Below are 16,169 nucleotides of genomic sequence, written 5' to 3'. Positions count from 1 at the left end.
GATCATGAGCACGCTGCCAGTCGACATCCTGCCGTTCACCGTCCTGCTCCCAGCCGACGGTGAGACCATCGACGTCATCGACCACACCACCAACCTGCGGATCGGTCTGATGAGCACCACGTCGTGCGCCGAGCTCTCCGAGGACTGGAATGTGCCCGGTGTGTACGTGCTACTCAAGCGACCCCGGGCCAACGGCACCTACTTCTGCTACGTGGGCCGCACCGGCTCGCTGATGAAGCGCCTGGCCGACCACGCCGAGTCCCGACACTTCTACCGTGCCCTACTGGTCCGCCGGGAGTCCCACAACAGCCTGCACTCCACCCAGGTCAACTGGCTGGAGGGCGACCTGTACGAGATGTTCCGGTTTGCGCGATTCGCCCGGCTCGAAAACAAGCAGGTGCCCCGCGAAGACTCCGTCCCGGACTACGAGCTGCCGGTGCTTGCTCGGTTGCGGGACCCCGTCAAGCGCGTCCTGGCACTGGTCGGTCATGACGTCACCGTCGGGCCCAAGCCGGTGAACATGGCCGACCCTTCCGAGACCACCCTGTTGGACCTGGTGCTCGGCGGCCAGCTTCACCCGGGCTGCCCGCTGCGTCCCGCCGACGAGGGCCCCGGTCTGGATGCCGTGGAGGCCGAGATCACTGACGACGGGCGGATCGCCTGGGGTGGCCGCACCTGGAACTACCCGTCCCAGGCAGCTCGTGCTGTCCTGACTGAGCTCAGTCAGGACAGCACGGACGTCTCCGGCTGGCGCTTCTGGGCGGTCCCGACCAAACATGACGGTCTCGTTCCGCTCGCCACCTTCCGAGACCGCTACGTCCGAGGCGACATCCAGTCGGAGGTCAACGACGCAGTGGAGCCGGCCGCGTCCTGAGGTGCGAAACCGCAGGTCAGGACCGAAAACCAGTGGCTGTCACAGTGTCGTGGCATGTTCAATGGTGAGGCCCCGGCGAAAGTCGTGGCATGTTCAAGGGTGAGCCGGTGTTGCACGAACAAGGAAGACGCCACACCGGCACAACAGCAGGGTCGACGTAGGCCCCGCACAGTAAGACCGATAGGTCACCGCAACTAGGTAGGAAGGACGAGCCATGGAACGCAAGCCCATGCTCAGCGCGACGTCGTATGACGCCGCCATCTTCTCCTGCCCGAAGCACGTCGTGAACAACGATGAGCAGCTGCGCTGGGGGAACCCCGTCGAGAGGCCTCACGTGACCTGACAACAACCAGGACCACGTAGAGGCCACCGGAGGGGAACACCCCGACCAGGTGGCCTTTTTCGTTGCCACACAACACAACTCCATAGGCGCGTAGCTCAACTGGAAGAGCAACGGTCTCCAAAACCGTCGGTTGGGGGTTCGAGTCCCTCCGCGTCTGCTCGGCCGACACCGGCCAGGCCAGCACCACCGGCCGCACATTGATATCTGAACAGAGGAACCGCACACCGCACCAGGCCACCACGGTCACCGGCGCGGCCACGGGAGAAACCAGCATGGCCTGGTAACGCTCTCGTCCCGCCACGACCGCCAGGTCCGGAGCATCAGGTGTGCGACGACGACACGGAAGCCAACCCGCCGATCCTGGCGGTGCCGTGTCGTGACCGGTCCACGCAGTACGGATCGGTCAGGCCCGAGTAGCTCAGTGGTAGAGCGCGCCCATGGTACGGGCGAAGTCGCCGGTTCGACCCCGGCCTTGGGCTCCCCACCGACCCGGTTCGGCCTGTCCCGGGTGCACACGTCGGTGCCCGCCCAGGGGAGGCGGGAAGACAGGCCAGCCGGGTATAGCTCAGCTTGGCAGAGCGCCCCGTTCGGGACGGGGAGGCCGCAGGTTCAACTCCTGCTATCCGGACCGACCGTGGTTGGCACACCGCGGACGAGGGCACCCCTGCCCTGCTGGACACCACGATCGAGGAAGGTCGGCGAACGGGGCGTGGGCACGGACACGCGGACACCGTGCACCACCGGGCCAGGGTGCCACCTGGTCCGGCTCGGGCTTGTAGCTCAGCTGGGAGAGCGCCTGCCTTGCAAGCAGGAAGTCGCCGGTTCGAGACCGGCCAGGTCCACCAGAAGGTCGTTGTTCAAACCAACGACATCACCGGTTTGAGTTCCAGACTCAGCCGTCCGTCCTTGCCGGCGGACGGCGAGGGTCTGGACGTCGGGGTTGAAGAAGACGTTGAACGGTACGCCGGGGTCGCCGTCGATGGTGTCGTCGTCGTGGACGATGAGTTTGTCGAAGAAGGCTTGGTTGGCGGTCCGGCGCAGTGAGTCATCGATGCTCATGTAGATGGCGTGCATGTCGCCTGCGAGGGCGAGGCAGTCGTCCAGGTGCGCTTTGGCTCGTTCGTACTCGATGTCTCCGGCGCTGATCTGCGCGTCGAGAAACGCGAGCCGTCGAGCGATGCGGTCCTGCTCGCTTCCCAGGAGGTCGAGGGGCACGGCGCCGGCGTAGTGAGCCTGCATGAGCTTCTGGCGTTCATCGCGGAGCGCGTCGCGTTCGATCTTGTACGCCTGGGCTTCCTGTCTGGCGACGTCGTGGAGTCGGTCGAACTCACTGGTGACCAGCTCGCGCAGCGCGGGCAGGATGTGTTCGGGTATCTGTACGCGCCGGTAGTAGTCCTCGACCGCGGCTTCGATGTCGGGCACGAACATGGACTTGCGTTCGCAGTTGGTGCGCTTGGCGTGCCGTCCGGTGCACATGAAGTAGGGGTAGACGACCCCGCGGCGGCTCTTGGCGTTGGTCAGCGTCAAGCGCGACCCGCACTGCCCGCAGTACAGGGTGCCTTTGAGGTAGTGGTCGTGGCTCTGGGTCTTCTCTCCGGAGGTCTGGTGGGCGGTGAGCACGGCCTGGACCCGGTACCAGACCTCGGGCGCGACGAGCGGTTCGTGTAGGCCGTCGTAGCTGGCGCCGCGGAACCGGACGCTGCCCTTGTAGTAGGGGTTGGTCAGCATCTTGTGGATCGTGGACAGCACCGGCGGCTTAGATGGCCGCTTCGGGGTCGGCACGGTGTTCAGGCCACGATCGATGAGTTCCTCGCGCAGGCTGATCGTGGAGTAGTTGCCGGTGGCGTAGGCCTCGAATGCCCACTTGACCAAGGGAGCACGCTCGGGGTCGACCTCGACGGTGCGGACTTCCCGGCCGAGTTCGTCACGGCGGGTGACGTTGAGGTAGCCCATCGGGGCTTTGCCGTTGGTGCCGCCGCCCTGGGCTTTCTGGTTCATGCCCTTGGCGACTTCACCGGCCAGGTTGCGGGAGTAGAACTCCGCGATGGTGGACATGATGCCGTGCAGCAGCATCCCCGAGGGGGTCTCGTCGATGTTCTCGGTCGCGGAGACGAGCATGACCCCGGCCTCTTTGAGGGCCAGGTGGATGGTCACGTCGTCGGCGCGGTTGCGGGCGAGCCGGTCGACCTTGTGGACGATGCAGTAGGCGACCTGGTGGGTCTTGACGTACTCAATCATCCGCATCAGCTCGGGCCGGTCGGCCTTGCGTGCGGACTCGCCGGCGTCAACGAATTCGTCGGTGATGATCGCGTTCAGCTCGCGGGCCTTGCGTAGGTTCGCCTCCCGCTGCGCGGGGATCGAGAAGCCCTCGTCCCGTCCGCCCTTGGAAGCCTGCTCCTTGGTGGACACGCGCAGGTAAGAGACCGCGAGGGTGGTGGTCTCACCGACGCGATCCAAAGCCTCGGTGGCAGATGGCCGTTGTGTCGTGGTGGTCATGGGTCGTGTTTCCTTCCCCAGTGAGTTGGGGCCAGCACGAGCGGCCGCATGAACCGCGGGTGCGGTGCGACTCGTAAAGGGGAAACACGACCCGGCGGCTCCGAGGGAGCTGGCCGGGTAAGCCACGAAGGCCAAACAGGACTGCGCACCACGACCGAACCCGCGGGTTCAGCCGTTGGCTTCTTGCTGCTCTGATTCTACCTCGTCGCCTCCGACAGGCCCATGACCGTGACGGTGGGGCGGGGATGCATGCCCGGTGCTGCCTGGTTCAGGGTGGTGTTGTTCGGTGCGGGCGAGGGCCATGCCGATGAAGAGCTGGGCGAGCTGATGCAGGTCCGGGCTCTGTCGCGGCTCGGCGGCGATGCGGTAGTCGCGCATCCTGGCGGGCAACCGATCGTCCCTGCCGTGTATCTCTCGGCGGGTCATGTGACTTCTCCTGTCTGCTCATCGAGGGTGCGGAAGAACGCCTCCTCGGCTTCGTGGCGGGCTTCGACCTGCTCGAACACGAACTGCACGAAGTCCTCGCCGCGGTCGGCGATGATGAGGTCCTCCACGGGTGGGGCAGGTTCTTCACCGGGCCATACGCTCTGGCGGGTGCTCCGGTCGCGATCCAGGCGGGTGCCAGAAGCGGCGACCCACTCGCGCAGCCGGTTGCGGGCGTCGGCGAAGTCGCGGTGCCACCCGGCCGGCGCGGACCCGTTCTGCTCGGGGTCGTAGGCGCACAGCCAGTGGATGTGCAGCGCGGACAGTTCCCACACCAGCTCGGGGTGCCGGTGCCAGAACGGCGGCAGCACACTAGCGGGAAGTCCGTAGGTGCGGCGCAGCCACGCCACCCAGTCGTTCAGCGCCAGCCACTCGGCTTCTAGGTCGTCGGCGTTCAGCAGGTTCCAGTTCACCGGGTGCGGCGGCTCCGCCACATCATCGACGGAACCATCGGTCTTGGCGTCGGACTCGTGGTCAAGGTAGTCGGGTTCGTCCGGCTCGGGGCTGTACTCATCCATCGTCAGCATCCCCTTCCGGTCACATGCTCACGGCCGCGGGCGACTGTGAGACCGGGCGGTGCTCGGGCGAGGTAAACGCGGCCGCGTCTCGATCGGCGGCGCGGCGGGGGGTGCGGTCGACGTCGTAGCGAGTGCGGGCCATGTCGTGCCCGAGCCGGCGGGCGACGAACTCCTCACCATCCACGGCCTGCCCGCCGCGCTGGTAGGTGTACTCGCGGACGTACCCCTCGGCGACGAACTTGTCGCCCTTGGCCAACCTGGCGTGACCCTGCTCGGCGGCGGCCTTGAACGCGACCAGGTTGTGGAAGGTGGTCTCCAACTGCGTAAACGACCCGTCTTCCTCCTGCCGGTAGTGCTCCTTGCCGACCTTCATGAACAGCCGGGCATCACCGTTCTCGGTGCGAGTCAGCTGCGGGTCCGACGCCACGAACCCCGAGAACGACTCCTGAGTGCGGATAGCCATCAGACTCTCCTCCTGACACATCACGCGGCCCCACGTTCAGGACCGCTCGTGCCAGACAGGTGCGCCCACCCGACCACGCGCGGGTCAGGAGCCCGGCCGGCGCAGCAGCGCTTCGATCTCGGCACGGTCACCCTTGAGCTGGGCGGCATCAGGACGCGAGGGCCAAGGACGTAGATCGGTGACGATCGGTGGCGCAGAGCGCAGCAGGGTGACACCGGTACCGAACGGCAGCGTCCTGATCCGGTCGGGCGGCAGGATCGGCAACCGGCGTATGGAGCGCTGGTTGGAGCGGGTGCCGTGATCGCCCAGGGTCACTGAATCGGTGTACTCGTCCCTCTCGCCGATGAGCGTGCTCAGGTCTTGAAGGTCACGGGAGTTGGAAGCGCCGCCGAGGATGATCTTGACGATACTCGCGTCCCAGATCGCCCCGGCGGCGTTGTCCGACCACTTCTCCCGCGCCTGGGCGAGGGACTGTAAGACCGGGAGTGTGGTGATGCCGGTGCCGCCACCCTCGGCCATCAGCGTCGGCAGGGATGGCAGCGGTGCGAGGTTGCCGATCTCATCGAGTGCCAGCAGCAGCGGTGGGTCCAGACGTGCGCCGGGTGAGCGTGCGGCGATCCGGCGGGCGGTCTCGATCAGGTCTTCCACGAACGCCGCCACCAGGGCCGCGGAGGCGCCTGCCCCCGCACCCGTGGCAAGCAGATAGAGGGTTCCGCGCTGGCGGATAAAGGTCTCGGGGTCGAAGCCCTCACCCGGCCGTGGTGAGACGGCATCGAGCACGCGGGGGTCGGCGAGGGCACCCAAGGCGAGTGCGACGCCTTGCCAGATGGAGTCGCGGGTCTTGGGGTCGGAGTCGATCATCGCCCCCAGCGAGTCGGCCCACCCGGTGGCGGCCTGCGTGGTGTTGGTGAGGATGGCCACTGCCTCGGCTGCCGCGGTGGGGTCCAGGGTCCAGCGGAACAGCTCGGCCGGTGGCCGGTGGTCCAGTGCTGCGGCGTGCAGCAGGGATTGGAGGGCGGTGCGGGTTTTGCCCTCCCAGAAGCCCCCGGACTCCACCCCGCCAGCGGACAGTCCGGTGGCGGCGGCCAAGCCGGTGGCGCGGATCATCGCCGTCAGCGGGTCCTCGCAGCCCCGGATGGGTGACCAGCGCATCCCGGCGGGGATGCCCTCGGCGAGGTGCTGGGGGTCGAACACCGCCACCGGCCGGCCATCACGCTCACGGGCACGCAACGTCGCAGTGAGATTGTCCGGCCGCGTGGAGGTGGTGACCACCGCGCCGGGGGCGTCCAGGATGGCGTTGATGACCACGTGCAGGCCCTTGCCGGAGCGGGGCGGGCCGATGAGCAGGATCGAATCCTCCACCGACGCCCACACCTGCTTACCCCGTGAACGGCCGAGCAGATAGCCGACATCCGCTGGCTCGGGGGCATCCAGTGAGGGTCGCAGTGTCCCGGCCCGGCGTAGCAGCGCTTTGCCGGAGGCGGTCTGAGTGACCTCGGGACCGGTGGCGGTGCCGGCCAGGCGACGCGGGTCAGTCTCGACCTTGCGCGAATGGCGACGCAGCCGCGCCCACACCCACGCCCCGGCGAAACCGAGCCCGGAGAGGAGGACGGCGGTGGTGATCCAGTACGCGACCGGGTTCAGCCCTTCGGCGTCCAGCGCTGTCGCGGGGTCGGCGGGGTTGAACAGCACGCCGAGCCCTGATGCTGGGCCAGCGGCGGGTTGGGGTGTGCGGGTGAGGAACGCCGCCACACTACCTGCGGTGCGCAGGATCAGCGCGACCCCGAACACCCCGATCAGTGCGATGAGGGCCGCGTTGGTCAACTCATCGCCCATGCTCCCGCTCTGCCGCTGTCCGGGGGTGCTCATGGCAGCTGCCGAACCACGGTGGTGCCGGAGACGCGGCCGAACAGGATGACCTCGCCGGTGCCGTCACGCAGCGCCGACTTGAACTGGGCGGTGTCGAGCAGCGCACGGGCGTGACCTGTGCCGGTGGCGTCGGTGTGGGAGGCGACGACCGCTACCGCGGTGTCTTCGCCGGGCACGAACCCCTCTGCGGTGACCTCTATCAGCGGCGGCAGCTGCCTGTCCTTGTTCTTGGTGTGCTTACCCGGCTGGGCCTCGGGGTCGTTCTTGGCAGGCGTGGGTCGGGTGGGTCGACGGGCGTGGATGATGTCGGTGAACACGGACCCGTCGGTCTCGTGGACCTCGATCCGCACGGTGATGGTGCGGTCGGCGGTGATGGCGTCCAGCAGCGGGCCGAAGGTGCTCCGTGTCCACGCTCCGCTCTCCGGTGGCGGGAACGCCGTACCGTCAACAGTGACGTCTAAGGCGCCGGCCTCGGTGACGGTGATGATCACATGCGGCAGCACGACCGGGGTCTCTGAGAGTTCTCGCCGGGACGGGTGGCGTGGCTTCTTCGAGGGCATCACTTCACCCCCTGCGTGAGCCGAGAACTGGTATCGAACAACTCCAACTCAGCCGGATGGAGCTGGTGCTGGGTCACGAAGGAGCGATCCTTGATCCGCCACAACCCCTGCCCGACTCCCAATGACGGCAGCAGCTTCTGTTCGGTGCCGGTCAGCCCGAGGGCCTTCGCGGTGGGACCGAGCTGGTCGGACTCCTGCCGGTAGACGATCCTGGTCTCCGCGTTCGCGAGGAGGCTGTTGGCGAGGGAGCGCATGGCCGAACCGGCATCGCCCACGTTGTCCAAGTCGGAGAGCTTGTGGAAGATCAGCATGTTCGCGATCCCGTAATGCCTGGCCAGCCGCCAGTGCGCATCCATCCGCTTCAACAGCGCCGGATGGGACATCAGGCGCCAGGCCTCGTCGTAGATCACCCACCGCTGCCCACCGGCCGGGTCCAACAGCGCCGACTCCATCCACGCCGACGAGCACGTCATCAGCACCGAAATCAGCGTGGAGTTCTCGGTGACGCGGGAGAGGTCGAGGCTGATCATCGGCAGCGACGGATCGAAGGCGACGGTCGATGGGCCATCGAAGAGCCCCTGGAGGTCACCTGCCACGAGCCTGCGCAGGGCGTGACCGACGAGCCGGCCGTCCTCAGCCAGACGCCCGCTGTCATCGTCGTGGGTGGGGTTGAGGATGTGGTCGACGACCATTGGCAGGATCGGCACGTCGTTCTCCTGCACGGTCTGGGTGAGGGCGAGGTCGATCGCCGTGTGCTCCAACGGCGTCAACCCGCGCGCCAGCACCGTCTCGGCCAGGGCGCCGATCAGGTCCCGGCGACGCGAGGCCACGGTCGTCATCCACTGCTCATCGGTCAGCCCGCCGGGTCGGTGGCCTTCATCGAGGGGATTGAGTCGAGTGTTCAGCCCGTGACCGAGGACGATCGCCCGCCCGCCGACTGCCTCGGCGACCGCGGTGTGCTCGCCCTTGGGGTCACCGGGGACGTAGACCCGGCGTCCGAACGGCAGCGAGCGGGTGTAGAGGCTCTTGGCGAGGGAGGACTTGCCGGAGCCCACGATTCCGGCGAGCACCACGTTGGGTGCGGTGATGATGCCGCGGGCATACAAGACCCAAGGGTCGTAGACGAACGAGCCGCCCGAGTAGAGGTCTTGGCCCACGAACACGCCATCACTACCGAGGCCGCCTTCGGCGACGAACGGATACGCCCCCGCCAACGTGGCACTGGTGTCTTGGTGGCGCGGGAGGCGGAATCGGCCCGGCGTACGTAGCGCTGCTGGGCCGGCTTCACCGGCCGCGGGCAGGTAGGTGGTGGCGCGGCGTTCGGCCCGATCCGCCTCCGCCTTCGCCTTCGCTGTGGCTTTCTCGGCGGCGCGTTGCTCCGCCTGGAGCCTCGCAGCGGCCTGGCGACGCTGCTTGCGCAGCCGTCGGCGTTCCTTGGCCGGGGCGACCAGGACCGAGGTGTGCAGCCGTTCCCGCTCGATGCCGGTCACAGCGACAATCCATGCGATGGACTGGTTGAGGTGCGGGTCGGTTGGACGAACCAGTCGCGGTCCGCGCCCAATGCCGCACGCCGCGCCTCACGACCCCCGTGAACCGGTGCTGCCTGCTGCGCATGAGGCGACGGCCCCGTACTGATGCTGGCCGACACGGGCGGGTCGTTCAGGAGTACCGGGTCGGACGGGGTGTCGAATTGCCGATAGAGGCCGACGTGGCCCAGGGCGTGGTTGTAGGTCACCGCGTACTCGCTGCTGGTGAGGGTCCGGTCGGTGCCACTCGCCGGCGGCTGATCGTCGTAGACATAGCCGTTCTCCAACGCCGCATCGGTGGTCTCATCGCCGTAGTCCCAGCCCTTGAGGTGTTCGATGGCTGCGTCGGCGCCGCTGCGGTCGATCAGGTCGAGCACCGCATCGGCTTCGTCGCCTTGGAGGAAGACCACGTTGAGCCACCGCCGCCCCACCCGCGCAGGCCCGGGGTCGGAGGAATCGGTGGGGCCGTGCTCGCTCAGCTCGACCAGGACGTCGGTGTTGGTGCGGGCGGCCTCAGCCACCCAGGCCGGGAACAGACCCTCGTGCTCCGGGCCGCTGCCGGGATGATCGAGCGCGTACTGGTGAGCTTCGCCCGCCGCGCTCAGGAAGGTGGCAAGGTCGCGGAGGGCGCGGTCGGGCTCGACAGGGGTGCCGGCGCCGGTGAACAGGTCGCGCCCTTCCAGCTCTTGGCCGGTGGTGGTGTCGGTGATCCGGTAGGCGTAGCGCTGATGCTCACCCACCGGCGTATCGGGCCACACCGCCAACGTGAGCGTCCCCGCCTGAACGGTCGTGATCGCGGTGGCGGGGTCGCCGTCGAGGCGTGCAGCCAACCGCTCACGCACCGCCGCCTGTTCTGGCGTGGGTTGGGCGTGCCAGGCGATGCGCCCGGAGTGAGAGAACGCTGCGCTGAGCCGGTCATGCGCCTGATCCAGCAGGGTGCCGGCTTCGTGCAGCTCGTCTGCTGCCGCCAGTGCGTCGGCCGCACCGGTGGCGGGGTTGCCATCGTCGTCGAACGCCCGGCCCTGGTGACTCAGGTGGGCGTTGGCGAGCTGATCGAGTACCTGGCGCAGGGACCGGAGGCTGGCGGTCAGGTCGCCGAACACGGTGTAGGTGTCGGCCGGGTCATCGAACACTCGGGAGGCGTGGGCGAGGCCGCGCAGCGCCTCGGAGGCTTCAGCCGCATCGGCGAGCGGGTCGTGGAACGTGGGCATCGTGGTCTCCCGTGAACGCGAGCGAGTGTGGGGTCACGGGTCAGGTGCGCCGCCCGCACCCTTTTCACTGCGGTGATCAGACACGGCGGCACAGCGGCAACGCGGCGGCGGTGAACGCCGCGGCCTGCTGACCGACCAGGAGTCGGGTCTCGCAGGAGGCTTGGATGGCGGCCTGTTCGATCGCCGCGACCCCAGCTTCCAGCTCCTCGACCGTGGGGGCGGAGACGGAGATGAGGCCGGTGTAGCGCAGCACGCCGTGTCCGGCGGTGAGGTCGGCCTCCTGTTGGAGGACGTCTTGGTACTCGGCGGTCTGGGCGGCGTCTTCGATCTGCCCGATCTTCGCCCGCTGCGCCTGATCGGAGATGTGCTCGACCTTCTTCTTGCGGATATCCCTCGCGGCCTGGTCTGAGCGCATCGGCGTGCAGATCAACGAGAACGACCGCTGAATCCCGGTCGACAAGAGCACCGGCGACAGGAAACCGGGGTAGACCATCGAACGCGGCCACTCAGAGACCCACAGCACCGCATGATGCGCCGAATCGGTGCGCAGCCGGGTCCAGGACTCGTTCACCGCGACCGGCCCAGCCGTCGCGAGGCTCTGGCCGAGTTCGCCGTGGCGCTCCAAGGTGGCGGCGATCGCCGGGTCATATGCCGAGCGCAGGATCACGGCGATCTCGCCCGGGCTCAGCCAGCCCGAGGGCGTCAGGTCGGCCGACCGCAGAGCAGCCACGAGAGTCGACATCTCTTGACGCAGGACGGCGGCGCCGCCGCGGATACCACCACCAGCGGTTCTGATCTGCCGCGCCGCATTTCTCATGTCCAACGACAGCGACAGCGTGGTCGCATGGCGTTCGCCGGCCGGACCGGCGCGATCGATCAACTCGGCATACGTGGTCGCGGCCCAGGTGTCGTCGGCGGTGCCGTGGCTGGCCCACCATTCGGCGAGCCCGGTGCCCGAGTCCGGCAGGGTCCGTTCCAGCACCTGCAAGGTGGCGATGCGGCCGGAGCGGCACACCGTGGCCAGGACGCGCCCCCACGAGGTGACGCGGCGCTCCTGCTCACCGGGATCGAGGAGCACGAACGCCGGGTGCGAGACCTCGCAGACGACCGTCAACGTCTGCTGGTGGGGGTCGTGGATCATCCCGGCGCCGGTTTCGGGGTCGGTGTACTCGCGCAGCCGCGCCATGTCACCCGGCAGGGCGAGGGTGCCGACCGGTCTCGGTGTGACGACTCGGCGGCGGTAGAGGAGTTGTCCGCCGGTGGTGCGCCAGAGCCACCAGAAGGCCACCGGCAGCCACTCCACGGCCGGCCGTCCGGCGATGGGTATCCACGTCAAGGCCGCGGCGAGCACCCAGACCGGTGCGGTGTACGCGAGGAGGATGCCACCCCCGGCGTACAGCGCACCCACGACCGAGAGGACACCGACCGCGAGGGTGATGAGCTGAGACAGCGACAGCCCCAGGAGGACGCCTCGGCGGGTGAGACGGGAGAACTTCACCGGCACCAACTCCGCCGACACTGCGGCGCGCTCGTTCTGCTTCGTGGGCACGGCGGCTCACTCCTTCCCGCTCGGCTTCGGCGCTGGCGGCGGGGGCTGCTTCGGCGGACGCGCCTCCGCCCTCGACGGCCCGCCACTGGGTGTCTTCGGTGCCGGAGTCGACGGCGGGGGCGCTTGCCCCGCCGGCGGCGGCGTGTTGCCGGTCTGGGAGGCCGAGTCCGCGGCGGACTCGCCCTGGGCGCCGAGAGCCTTGCCCGCTTTCGGTCCGGCGGTGGCGGAGTCTTTGGCGACCTTCGCCCCGATCACCGCCGCAGCAGCCGGACCAGCCGCCGCACCAGCGCCCGCGCCGGCACTTTCTCCTGCTCCGCCGCTCGCACCAGCCCCTGCGCCGGCTCCGGCAGAGCCACCAGCGGCGGCTTTACTCCCGCCAGCGCCGGTCGAGCCAGCAGTGCCGCTGGATGCTTGCGGTGCAGCGTTTTTCGGCTCCGGCGGCTTCTTCCCACCACCACCGCCGTCACCGTTGCCCCCGCCGCCGGAGTTGCCGCCACCTTCATCGAGGACCTTCTTCGGTCCGTCCCCGGCCGGCTTGCTCGGTGTCGGGACGGGCCGGTTCAGGGCGTTCTTGGTGTCTTGTTCGGAGCCGATGGCGTGGTACATGTCCAGGCCGACGAAGTTGAGGAACTTGTAGGTCATGTAGGGCGCGAAGGCGGCCATCGCCATCAGCACGATCCCGGCCAGAGGGTCGGCGACTGAGGAGAGGTCACCGTCGATTGGCGCCGACACCTGGGTGATGGCCACGAGGAACATCACGACCAGGACGAGTTTGGAGACGATAAGAGCGATGACGAACATCGCCCACTTGCCGACCCACCCCCGCGTCGCATCCCACGACGCCCCGGAGAACGCAAGCGGGGCCAGCACGATCGCCACTAGCAACAGTGCCTTCCTGACCAGCAGGCTCAGCCAGACGATGGCGGCGGCGCTGATGGCGAGTCCGGCGAGGAAGATGGTGATGATCGCCCCCACCCCGGGGGCGGCGATGTTGATCGCGGTCAGTCCTGCGGCCAGGAGGGTGATCTTGTCGCCCATGGATTCGGTGGTCTCGCCGGCGGCTTGGATGATCCCGATGCAGAGCTGATCGACTACCTCCAAGAGGAGTGCGGTCAGGGTGATGACGACGAAGGACCCGAGCACGCTCTTGGCGAGCCCGAGTGCGGCTCGACTGAGTGCGGTGGGGTCGCGTCTGATCATGCCGGTGATGAGTTGGAGGCAGAAGAACAGCAGCATCACGAAGACCGCGATGCCGAAGAGGATGTTGTAGACCGCCACGTACTCGTCGCGGGTGACGTCGACCAGGGTGGTGGTGTCGAAGACCGACCAGACGGCCTCGAAGAGCCACCCGGCGGCGGCGCCCATCGCACTGGCAAGCCAGTCGAAGGGTGCGGAGACGAGGGTGGCGGCGGCTTCGCCGGCCACGTCGCATACGGACGAGATGATGGGAACATCGCAGACACCCACCGCAGATCACTCCTTCACGCAGAGTCGAAGTTGGTGAGTGGGGTCAGACCTGCTGGCCGACGTTCCAGAAGAAGTTGATCAAGGTGACGCTGGCGCCGCAGATGATCGCGGCGCCGCAGGACACGAGGACGCCGATCTTGCCCCGGCCCGCCAGGTGCGGGTTGGAGGAGTTCGCGCCGAAGCCCCACACGATCGCCGAGACGATCAACGCCAGGACGGACAGGATCAGGCCGATGGTCATGATCGCCCCGACGATGGTGCGCAACTGGCTGATGCCCGGCAGGCCCGAGTCGTTGGGATTGATGTCGATCTGCATCGGCAACGCCGGCCCGAGGGCGGTGGCAGTTTCAAGGGCGAGGGTCAGGGTGTTCACGGCGGGTGCTCCTTCACGAGAGACGAGGGTGGTTCTCGCCCATCAGGTGCACCCCGTGCTCCGGGATAGCGTGGGAAACATGAGTGGACAGGTGGTATTGGCGGCCAGCGCGGTGATCACCGACGCGGCCGGGCGCGTGCTCCTGATCAGACGCGGCACCGAACCGGGCCGAGGATTGTGGTCTGTGCCCGGCGGCAGCCTCGATCCCGGCGAGACGTTCGAAGAGGCCGCAGCCCGCGAGGCGTTCGAGGAGACTGGCCTGATCGTGGAGGTCGGCCGTGAGCTGTGGAGACTCCGGGTGCCTGTCGGGGATGGGCGGGTCTATGAGATCCATGACTTCGCCGCCACCGTCACCGGTGGCACCCTGGTCCCTGGCGATGACGCCGAGGACGCCCGATGGGTGAGCCCCGAAGAGATCGACACCCTGGCGGTGACCGACGACCTGGCCGGCTATCTGCGCCGCGCCGGCATCATCCCGCCTGCGCCCTTGGAGCGCTGCGGGTTAAAGAGTGGAGCCGAGGTCGAGTAGCCAGTTCATCCAGGCCACTCCACCGCCGGCCAACACCGCGGCACCGAGGGCGGTCCAGGCTCCGATGCGTGCTTTAGTCGCCGCGCTGTGGTGGCCGTTCGCGGTGGCCAGCGCCCAGATCATGGCGCACACGATCAACATCAACACCGCGATGATGAGCACGAACGTCAGCAGGGCGCCGATGACCTCGCGGAGCTCGCCGATGCCGTCGAGGCCACCGAAATCGGGGAACACACCCATGGTCATCACCGCCCCTCGACGGCCGAAAGATGGGTGTGGTCGTAATGTCCGCCCGTGACGTTGCCGGGATCGTGCATGCCGCCGCCGTCGTAGTCGCGCCATCCTTCGTCGGCGCGACCGGCTGACCAGATTTGTCCCTGCCAGATCAGATAGTCGATCCCGAGGGTCTCGGCGTGTTCTTGGAGCCAGTTCGTCACGGCCCAACCGAGTTCGAGGGCCTGACCGGTGGCCGCTTCGCCGATGGCGTTGCCGAACGTGCCATCACACGCCCTGCCGAGGGGGTGGTCGGAGGCTTGACCCGGCCGTGGTGAGTAGCAGACCCATGAGCTGTCGGGGAACGCTGTCTGGACTTGGTCGAGGATGTGCGCGGTGCGGGCGGTGATCTGCCCGTCCGAAGTTGGATCATCGACCATCGCGTCCGGATTGTCTCCGTCGAAGGGTTCCGGAGCACCGGCCTGACCGGGGCCTGACGTGCAGCCGGGCTCAGGCGGGATTGTCGTGTCGCCGCCGGTGATGCCTTCAGCATCCTGGTCGAGCAGCCATTGCTCGGCGTCCACGGTCTCGGCGTCCTGACCCCCGGGGCGGATCTCCAGATGCAGGTGCGGGCCGGTGGAGCGGCCCGAGGAGCCGACGTCACCGATGTGCTGCCCGGCGCGGACTTCTTGGCCGTCGGTGACGTGGATGCCGTGAGACCACATGTGCACATACGTGCTCGTCACCGCCTGGCCTCGGACGTTGTGTTCCAGGACCATGACTCCGCCACGGGCCTCGGTGTAGGACGCGGAGAGGACACGGCCGTCAGCCAGAGCGAACAACGCTGTGCCGTCGGGTGCGGCCCAGTCCGTGCCGGCGTGGAAGGACTGTTCGCCGGTGAAGGGGTCGGTGCGCCATCCCCAGTCGGAGGTCTTGACCCAGGTGCCCTCCGGCAACGGGAACGCGACTCGGGAGGTCTCCGGCACCGTCGTGTCGCTGCTGCCGGTGCCGGTGTTGGCCGTGCGGGTGAGGGTGGTCAGGATGGTCTCGGCGACGGGCTGATAGTTGCGGTACCGGTCCGGATACGCGGAGACTTCGACGGCTTGGGCGGCTTCGCCGGGGTCCATGTCCTGCCACCCCGGAATGTCCAGCAGGCCCCGAGGTGAGGGGGAGTTGGGTCCATCGGGTCCGCCGTAGAACGCTTGGGCTTGATACTCGGCGCGCATCAACTCAGAGACCGATCCCCATCCCATCGAGGGGCGCATCTGGAACAAGCCGAGTGAGTCGTGGTCGGAGCCGTCGCCGTCGTTGGGATAGATGATCGACTCCGGATAGGCAGAGCTGTTGGACAGCATGCGCAGGTGCGACTCGGTCAGTGCCGCCATCAGCGCGATGATCACGCCCCGGTCGGTGATGTCCTCGGTCTCGGCCCCGACGGTGATGATCGTGGCGGCGTGCTCCAACTGGGTGCGGGTCAGCACGATGGTCTCGCCGTTGCGGGTGGTCGCGGTCAACGAGTCCGGTATCTCATCGACGTGCAGGTGCGCATCACCGGGTGCGCAGACGGTGGCATCGGCCCGGGCGGCGGGGTTCAGCAGCACGCCCACGCCGAGGAATGCCACGGCGGGGCCGAACATGACCGCTGCGGCCAGTAGAACGATCAGTGCCTTCTTCACTGTCAGATCACCTCCGGCG

15 protein-coding genes, 4 tRNA genes and 1 pseudogene are annotated in these 16,169 nt (G+C 67.9%); 7 read left to right on the top strand and 13 right to left on the bottom strand.

Annotation, left to right across the window (positions count from 1 at the left end; genetic code table 11):
- Positions 1-4: 4 nt before the first annotated feature.
- The 6 genes from DPQ65_RS07560 to DPQ65_RS07540 all read left to right on the top strand — a co-directional run bounded on the left by DPQ65_RS07560 (position 5) and on the right by DPQ65_RS07540 (position 2,062).
- Positions 5-874, top strand: a complete 870-nt coding sequence (locus tag DPQ65_RS07560; protein ID WP_114906713.1) for a restriction system modified-DNA reader domain-containing protein — start codon at positions 5-7, stop codon at positions 872-874.
- Between the two features lie 214 nt (positions 875-1,088).
- Positions 1,089-1,217, top strand: coding sequence for a hypothetical protein (locus DPQ65_RS16305; protein WP_272947643.1), 129 nt, complete (start codon positions 1,089-1,091; stop codon positions 1,215-1,217).
- Positions 1,218-1,301: 84 nt separating this feature from the next.
- Positions 1,302-1,374 (top strand) — tRNA-Trp (locus DPQ65_RS07555).
- Between the two features lie 250 nt (positions 1,375-1,624).
- Positions 1,625-1,696: transfer RNA gene (locus tag DPQ65_RS07550), tRNA-Thr, on the top strand.
- 75 nt (positions 1,697-1,771) lie between these two features.
- Positions 1,772-1,845, top strand: a tRNA-Pro gene (locus tag DPQ65_RS07545).
- 141 nt (positions 1,846-1,986) lie between these two features.
- Positions 1,987-2,062: transfer RNA gene (locus tag DPQ65_RS07540), tRNA-Ala, on the top strand.
- 598 nt (positions 2,063-2,660) lie between these two features.
- Here DPQ65_RS07540 and DPQ65_RS16490 read toward each other — a convergent pair.
- The 11 genes and pseudogenes from DPQ65_RS16490 to DPQ65_RS07485 all read right to left on the bottom strand — a co-directional run.
- Positions 2,661-3,713: pseudogene (locus tag DPQ65_RS16490) on the bottom strand (recombinase family protein); the annotation flags it as partial.
- Positions 3,714-3,881: 168 nt separating this feature from the next.
- Positions 3,882-4,139 (bottom strand): hypothetical protein, encoded by a 258-nt coding sequence (locus DPQ65_RS07530; protein WP_114906712.1) that lies wholly within the window; start codon positions 4,137-4,139, stop codon positions 3,882-3,884.
- Complete coding sequence (locus DPQ65_RS07525; protein WP_114907009.1) at positions 4,136-4,714, bottom strand: hypothetical protein; 579 nt, start codon at positions 4,712-4,714, stop codon at positions 4,136-4,138. Before DPQ65_RS07525 ends, DPQ65_RS07530 begins: the two co-directional genes overlap by 4 nt.
- Before the next feature lie 19 nt (positions 4,715-4,733).
- On the bottom strand, positions 4,734-5,177 hold the full coding sequence (locus tag DPQ65_RS07520) for a single-stranded DNA-binding protein (RefSeq protein ID WP_114906711.1): 444 nt from the start codon (positions 5,175-5,177) through the stop codon (positions 4,734-4,736).
- 84 nt (positions 5,178-5,261) lie between these two features.
- Positions 5,262-7,046, bottom strand: a complete 1,785-nt coding sequence (locus DPQ65_RS07515; protein ID WP_114906710.1) for a TraM recognition domain-containing protein — start codon at positions 7,044-7,046, stop codon at positions 5,262-5,264.
- Positions 7,043-7,606: a hypothetical protein gene (locus DPQ65_RS07510; protein ID WP_114906709.1), complete on the bottom strand. Its 564-nt coding sequence runs from the start codon at positions 7,604-7,606 to the stop codon at positions 7,043-7,045. The genes DPQ65_RS07515 and DPQ65_RS07510 overlap by 4 nt, the downstream gene beginning before the upstream one ends.
- Positions 7,606-9,096 (bottom strand): ATP-binding protein, encoded by a 1,491-nt coding sequence (locus tag DPQ65_RS07505; RefSeq protein WP_114906708.1) that lies wholly within the window; start codon positions 9,094-9,096, stop codon positions 7,606-7,608. The genes DPQ65_RS07510 and DPQ65_RS07505 overlap by 1 nt, the downstream gene beginning before the upstream one ends.
- On the bottom strand, positions 9,093-10,343 hold the full coding sequence (locus DPQ65_RS16485; protein ID WP_420330075.1) for a hypothetical protein: 1,251 nt from the start codon (positions 10,341-10,343) through the stop codon (positions 9,093-9,095). Before DPQ65_RS16485 ends, DPQ65_RS07505 begins: the two co-directional genes overlap by 4 nt.
- 76 nt (positions 10,344-10,419) lie before the next feature.
- Positions 10,420-11,892 (bottom strand): SCO6880 family protein, encoded by a 1,473-nt coding sequence (locus tag DPQ65_RS07495; protein ID WP_202863045.1) that lies wholly within the window; start codon positions 11,890-11,892, stop codon positions 10,420-10,422.
- 6 nt (positions 11,893-11,898) lie between these two features.
- Complete coding sequence (locus DPQ65_RS07490; RefSeq protein WP_114906707.1) at positions 11,899-13,359, bottom strand: conjugal transfer protein TrbL; 1,461 nt, start codon at positions 13,357-13,359, stop codon at positions 11,899-11,901.
- A gap of 43 nt (positions 13,360-13,402) precedes the next feature.
- On the bottom strand, positions 13,403-13,675 hold the full coding sequence (locus DPQ65_RS07485; RefSeq protein WP_114907007.1) for a DUF6112 family protein: 273 nt from the start codon (positions 13,673-13,675) through the stop codon (positions 13,403-13,405).
- 136 nt (positions 13,676-13,811) lie between these two features.
- Between DPQ65_RS07485 and DPQ65_RS07480 the strand changes: the two genes are divergently transcribed.
- Positions 13,812-14,261: an NUDIX domain-containing protein gene (locus DPQ65_RS07480; RefSeq protein ID WP_114906706.1), complete on the top strand. Its 450-nt coding sequence runs from the start codon at positions 13,812-13,814 to the stop codon at positions 14,259-14,261.
- Here DPQ65_RS07480 and DPQ65_RS07475 read toward each other — a convergent pair.
- A complete protein-coding gene (locus DPQ65_RS07475) occupies positions 14,235-14,501 on the bottom strand; it encodes a DUF6112 family protein (protein WP_114907006.1) in 267 nt (88 codons plus the stop codon). The genes DPQ65_RS07480 and DPQ65_RS07475 overlap by 27 nt on opposite strands.
- 5 nt (positions 14,502-14,506) lie before the next feature.
- Positions 14,507-16,150: a M23 family metallopeptidase gene (locus DPQ65_RS07470; protein ID WP_420330074.1), complete on the bottom strand. Its 1,644-nt coding sequence runs from the start codon at positions 16,148-16,150 to the stop codon at positions 14,507-14,509.
- Between the last annotated feature and the right edge of the window lie 19 nt (positions 16,151-16,169).

This window comes from Ornithinimicrobium murale (genome assembly GCF_003352835.1).
In the GTDB taxonomy this organism is placed as follows: Bacteria; Actinomycetota; Actinomycetes; order Actinomycetales; family Dermatophilaceae; genus Ornithinicoccus; species Ornithinicoccus muralis.
Note: the sequence above shows the minus strand (reverse complement) of the source record. Positions and strands in the feature narration are given on the sequence as shown.

Coding starts and splice junctions, on each gene's coding strand:
- DPQ65_RS07560 (WP_114906713.1), top strand. CDS start 5: ATGAGCACGCTGCCAGTCGACATCCTGCCGTTCACCGTCCTGCTCCCA.
- DPQ65_RS07525 (WP_114907009.1), bottom strand. CDS start 4,714: ATGGATGAGTACAGCCCCGAGCCGGACGAACCCGACTACCTTGACCAC.
- DPQ65_RS07510 (WP_114906709.1), bottom strand. CDS start 7,606: ATGCCCTCGAAGAAGCCACGCCACCCGTCCCGGCGAGAACTCTCAGAG.
- DPQ65_RS07520 (WP_114906711.1), bottom strand. CDS start 5,177: ATGGCTATCCGCACTCAGGAGTCGTTCTCGGGGTTCGTGGCGTCGGAC.
- DPQ65_RS16305 (WP_272947643.1), top strand. CDS start 1,089: ATGGAACGCAAGCCCATGCTCAGCGCGACGTCGTATGACGCCGCCATC.
- DPQ65_RS07515 (WP_114906710.1), bottom strand. CDS start 7,046: ATGAGCACCCCCGGACAGCGGCAGAGCGGGAGCATGGGCGATGAGTTG.
- DPQ65_RS07485 (WP_114907007.1), bottom strand. CDS start 13,675: ATGCAGATCGACATCAATCCCAACGACTCGGGCCTGCCGGGCATCAGC.
- DPQ65_RS16485 (WP_420330075.1), bottom strand. CDS start 10,343: ATGCCCACGTTCCACGACCCGCTCGCCGATGCGGCTGAAGCCTCCGAG.
- DPQ65_RS07530 (WP_114906712.1), bottom strand. CDS start 4,139: ATGACCCGCCGAGAGATACACGGCAGGGACGATCGGTTGCCCGCCAGG.
- DPQ65_RS07475 (WP_114907006.1), bottom strand. CDS start 14,501: ATGGGTGTGTTCCCCGATTTCGGTGGCCTCGACGGCATCGGCGAGCTC.
- DPQ65_RS07480 (WP_114906706.1), top strand. CDS start 13,812: ATGAGTGGACAGGTGGTATTGGCGGCCAGCGCGGTGATCACCGACGCG.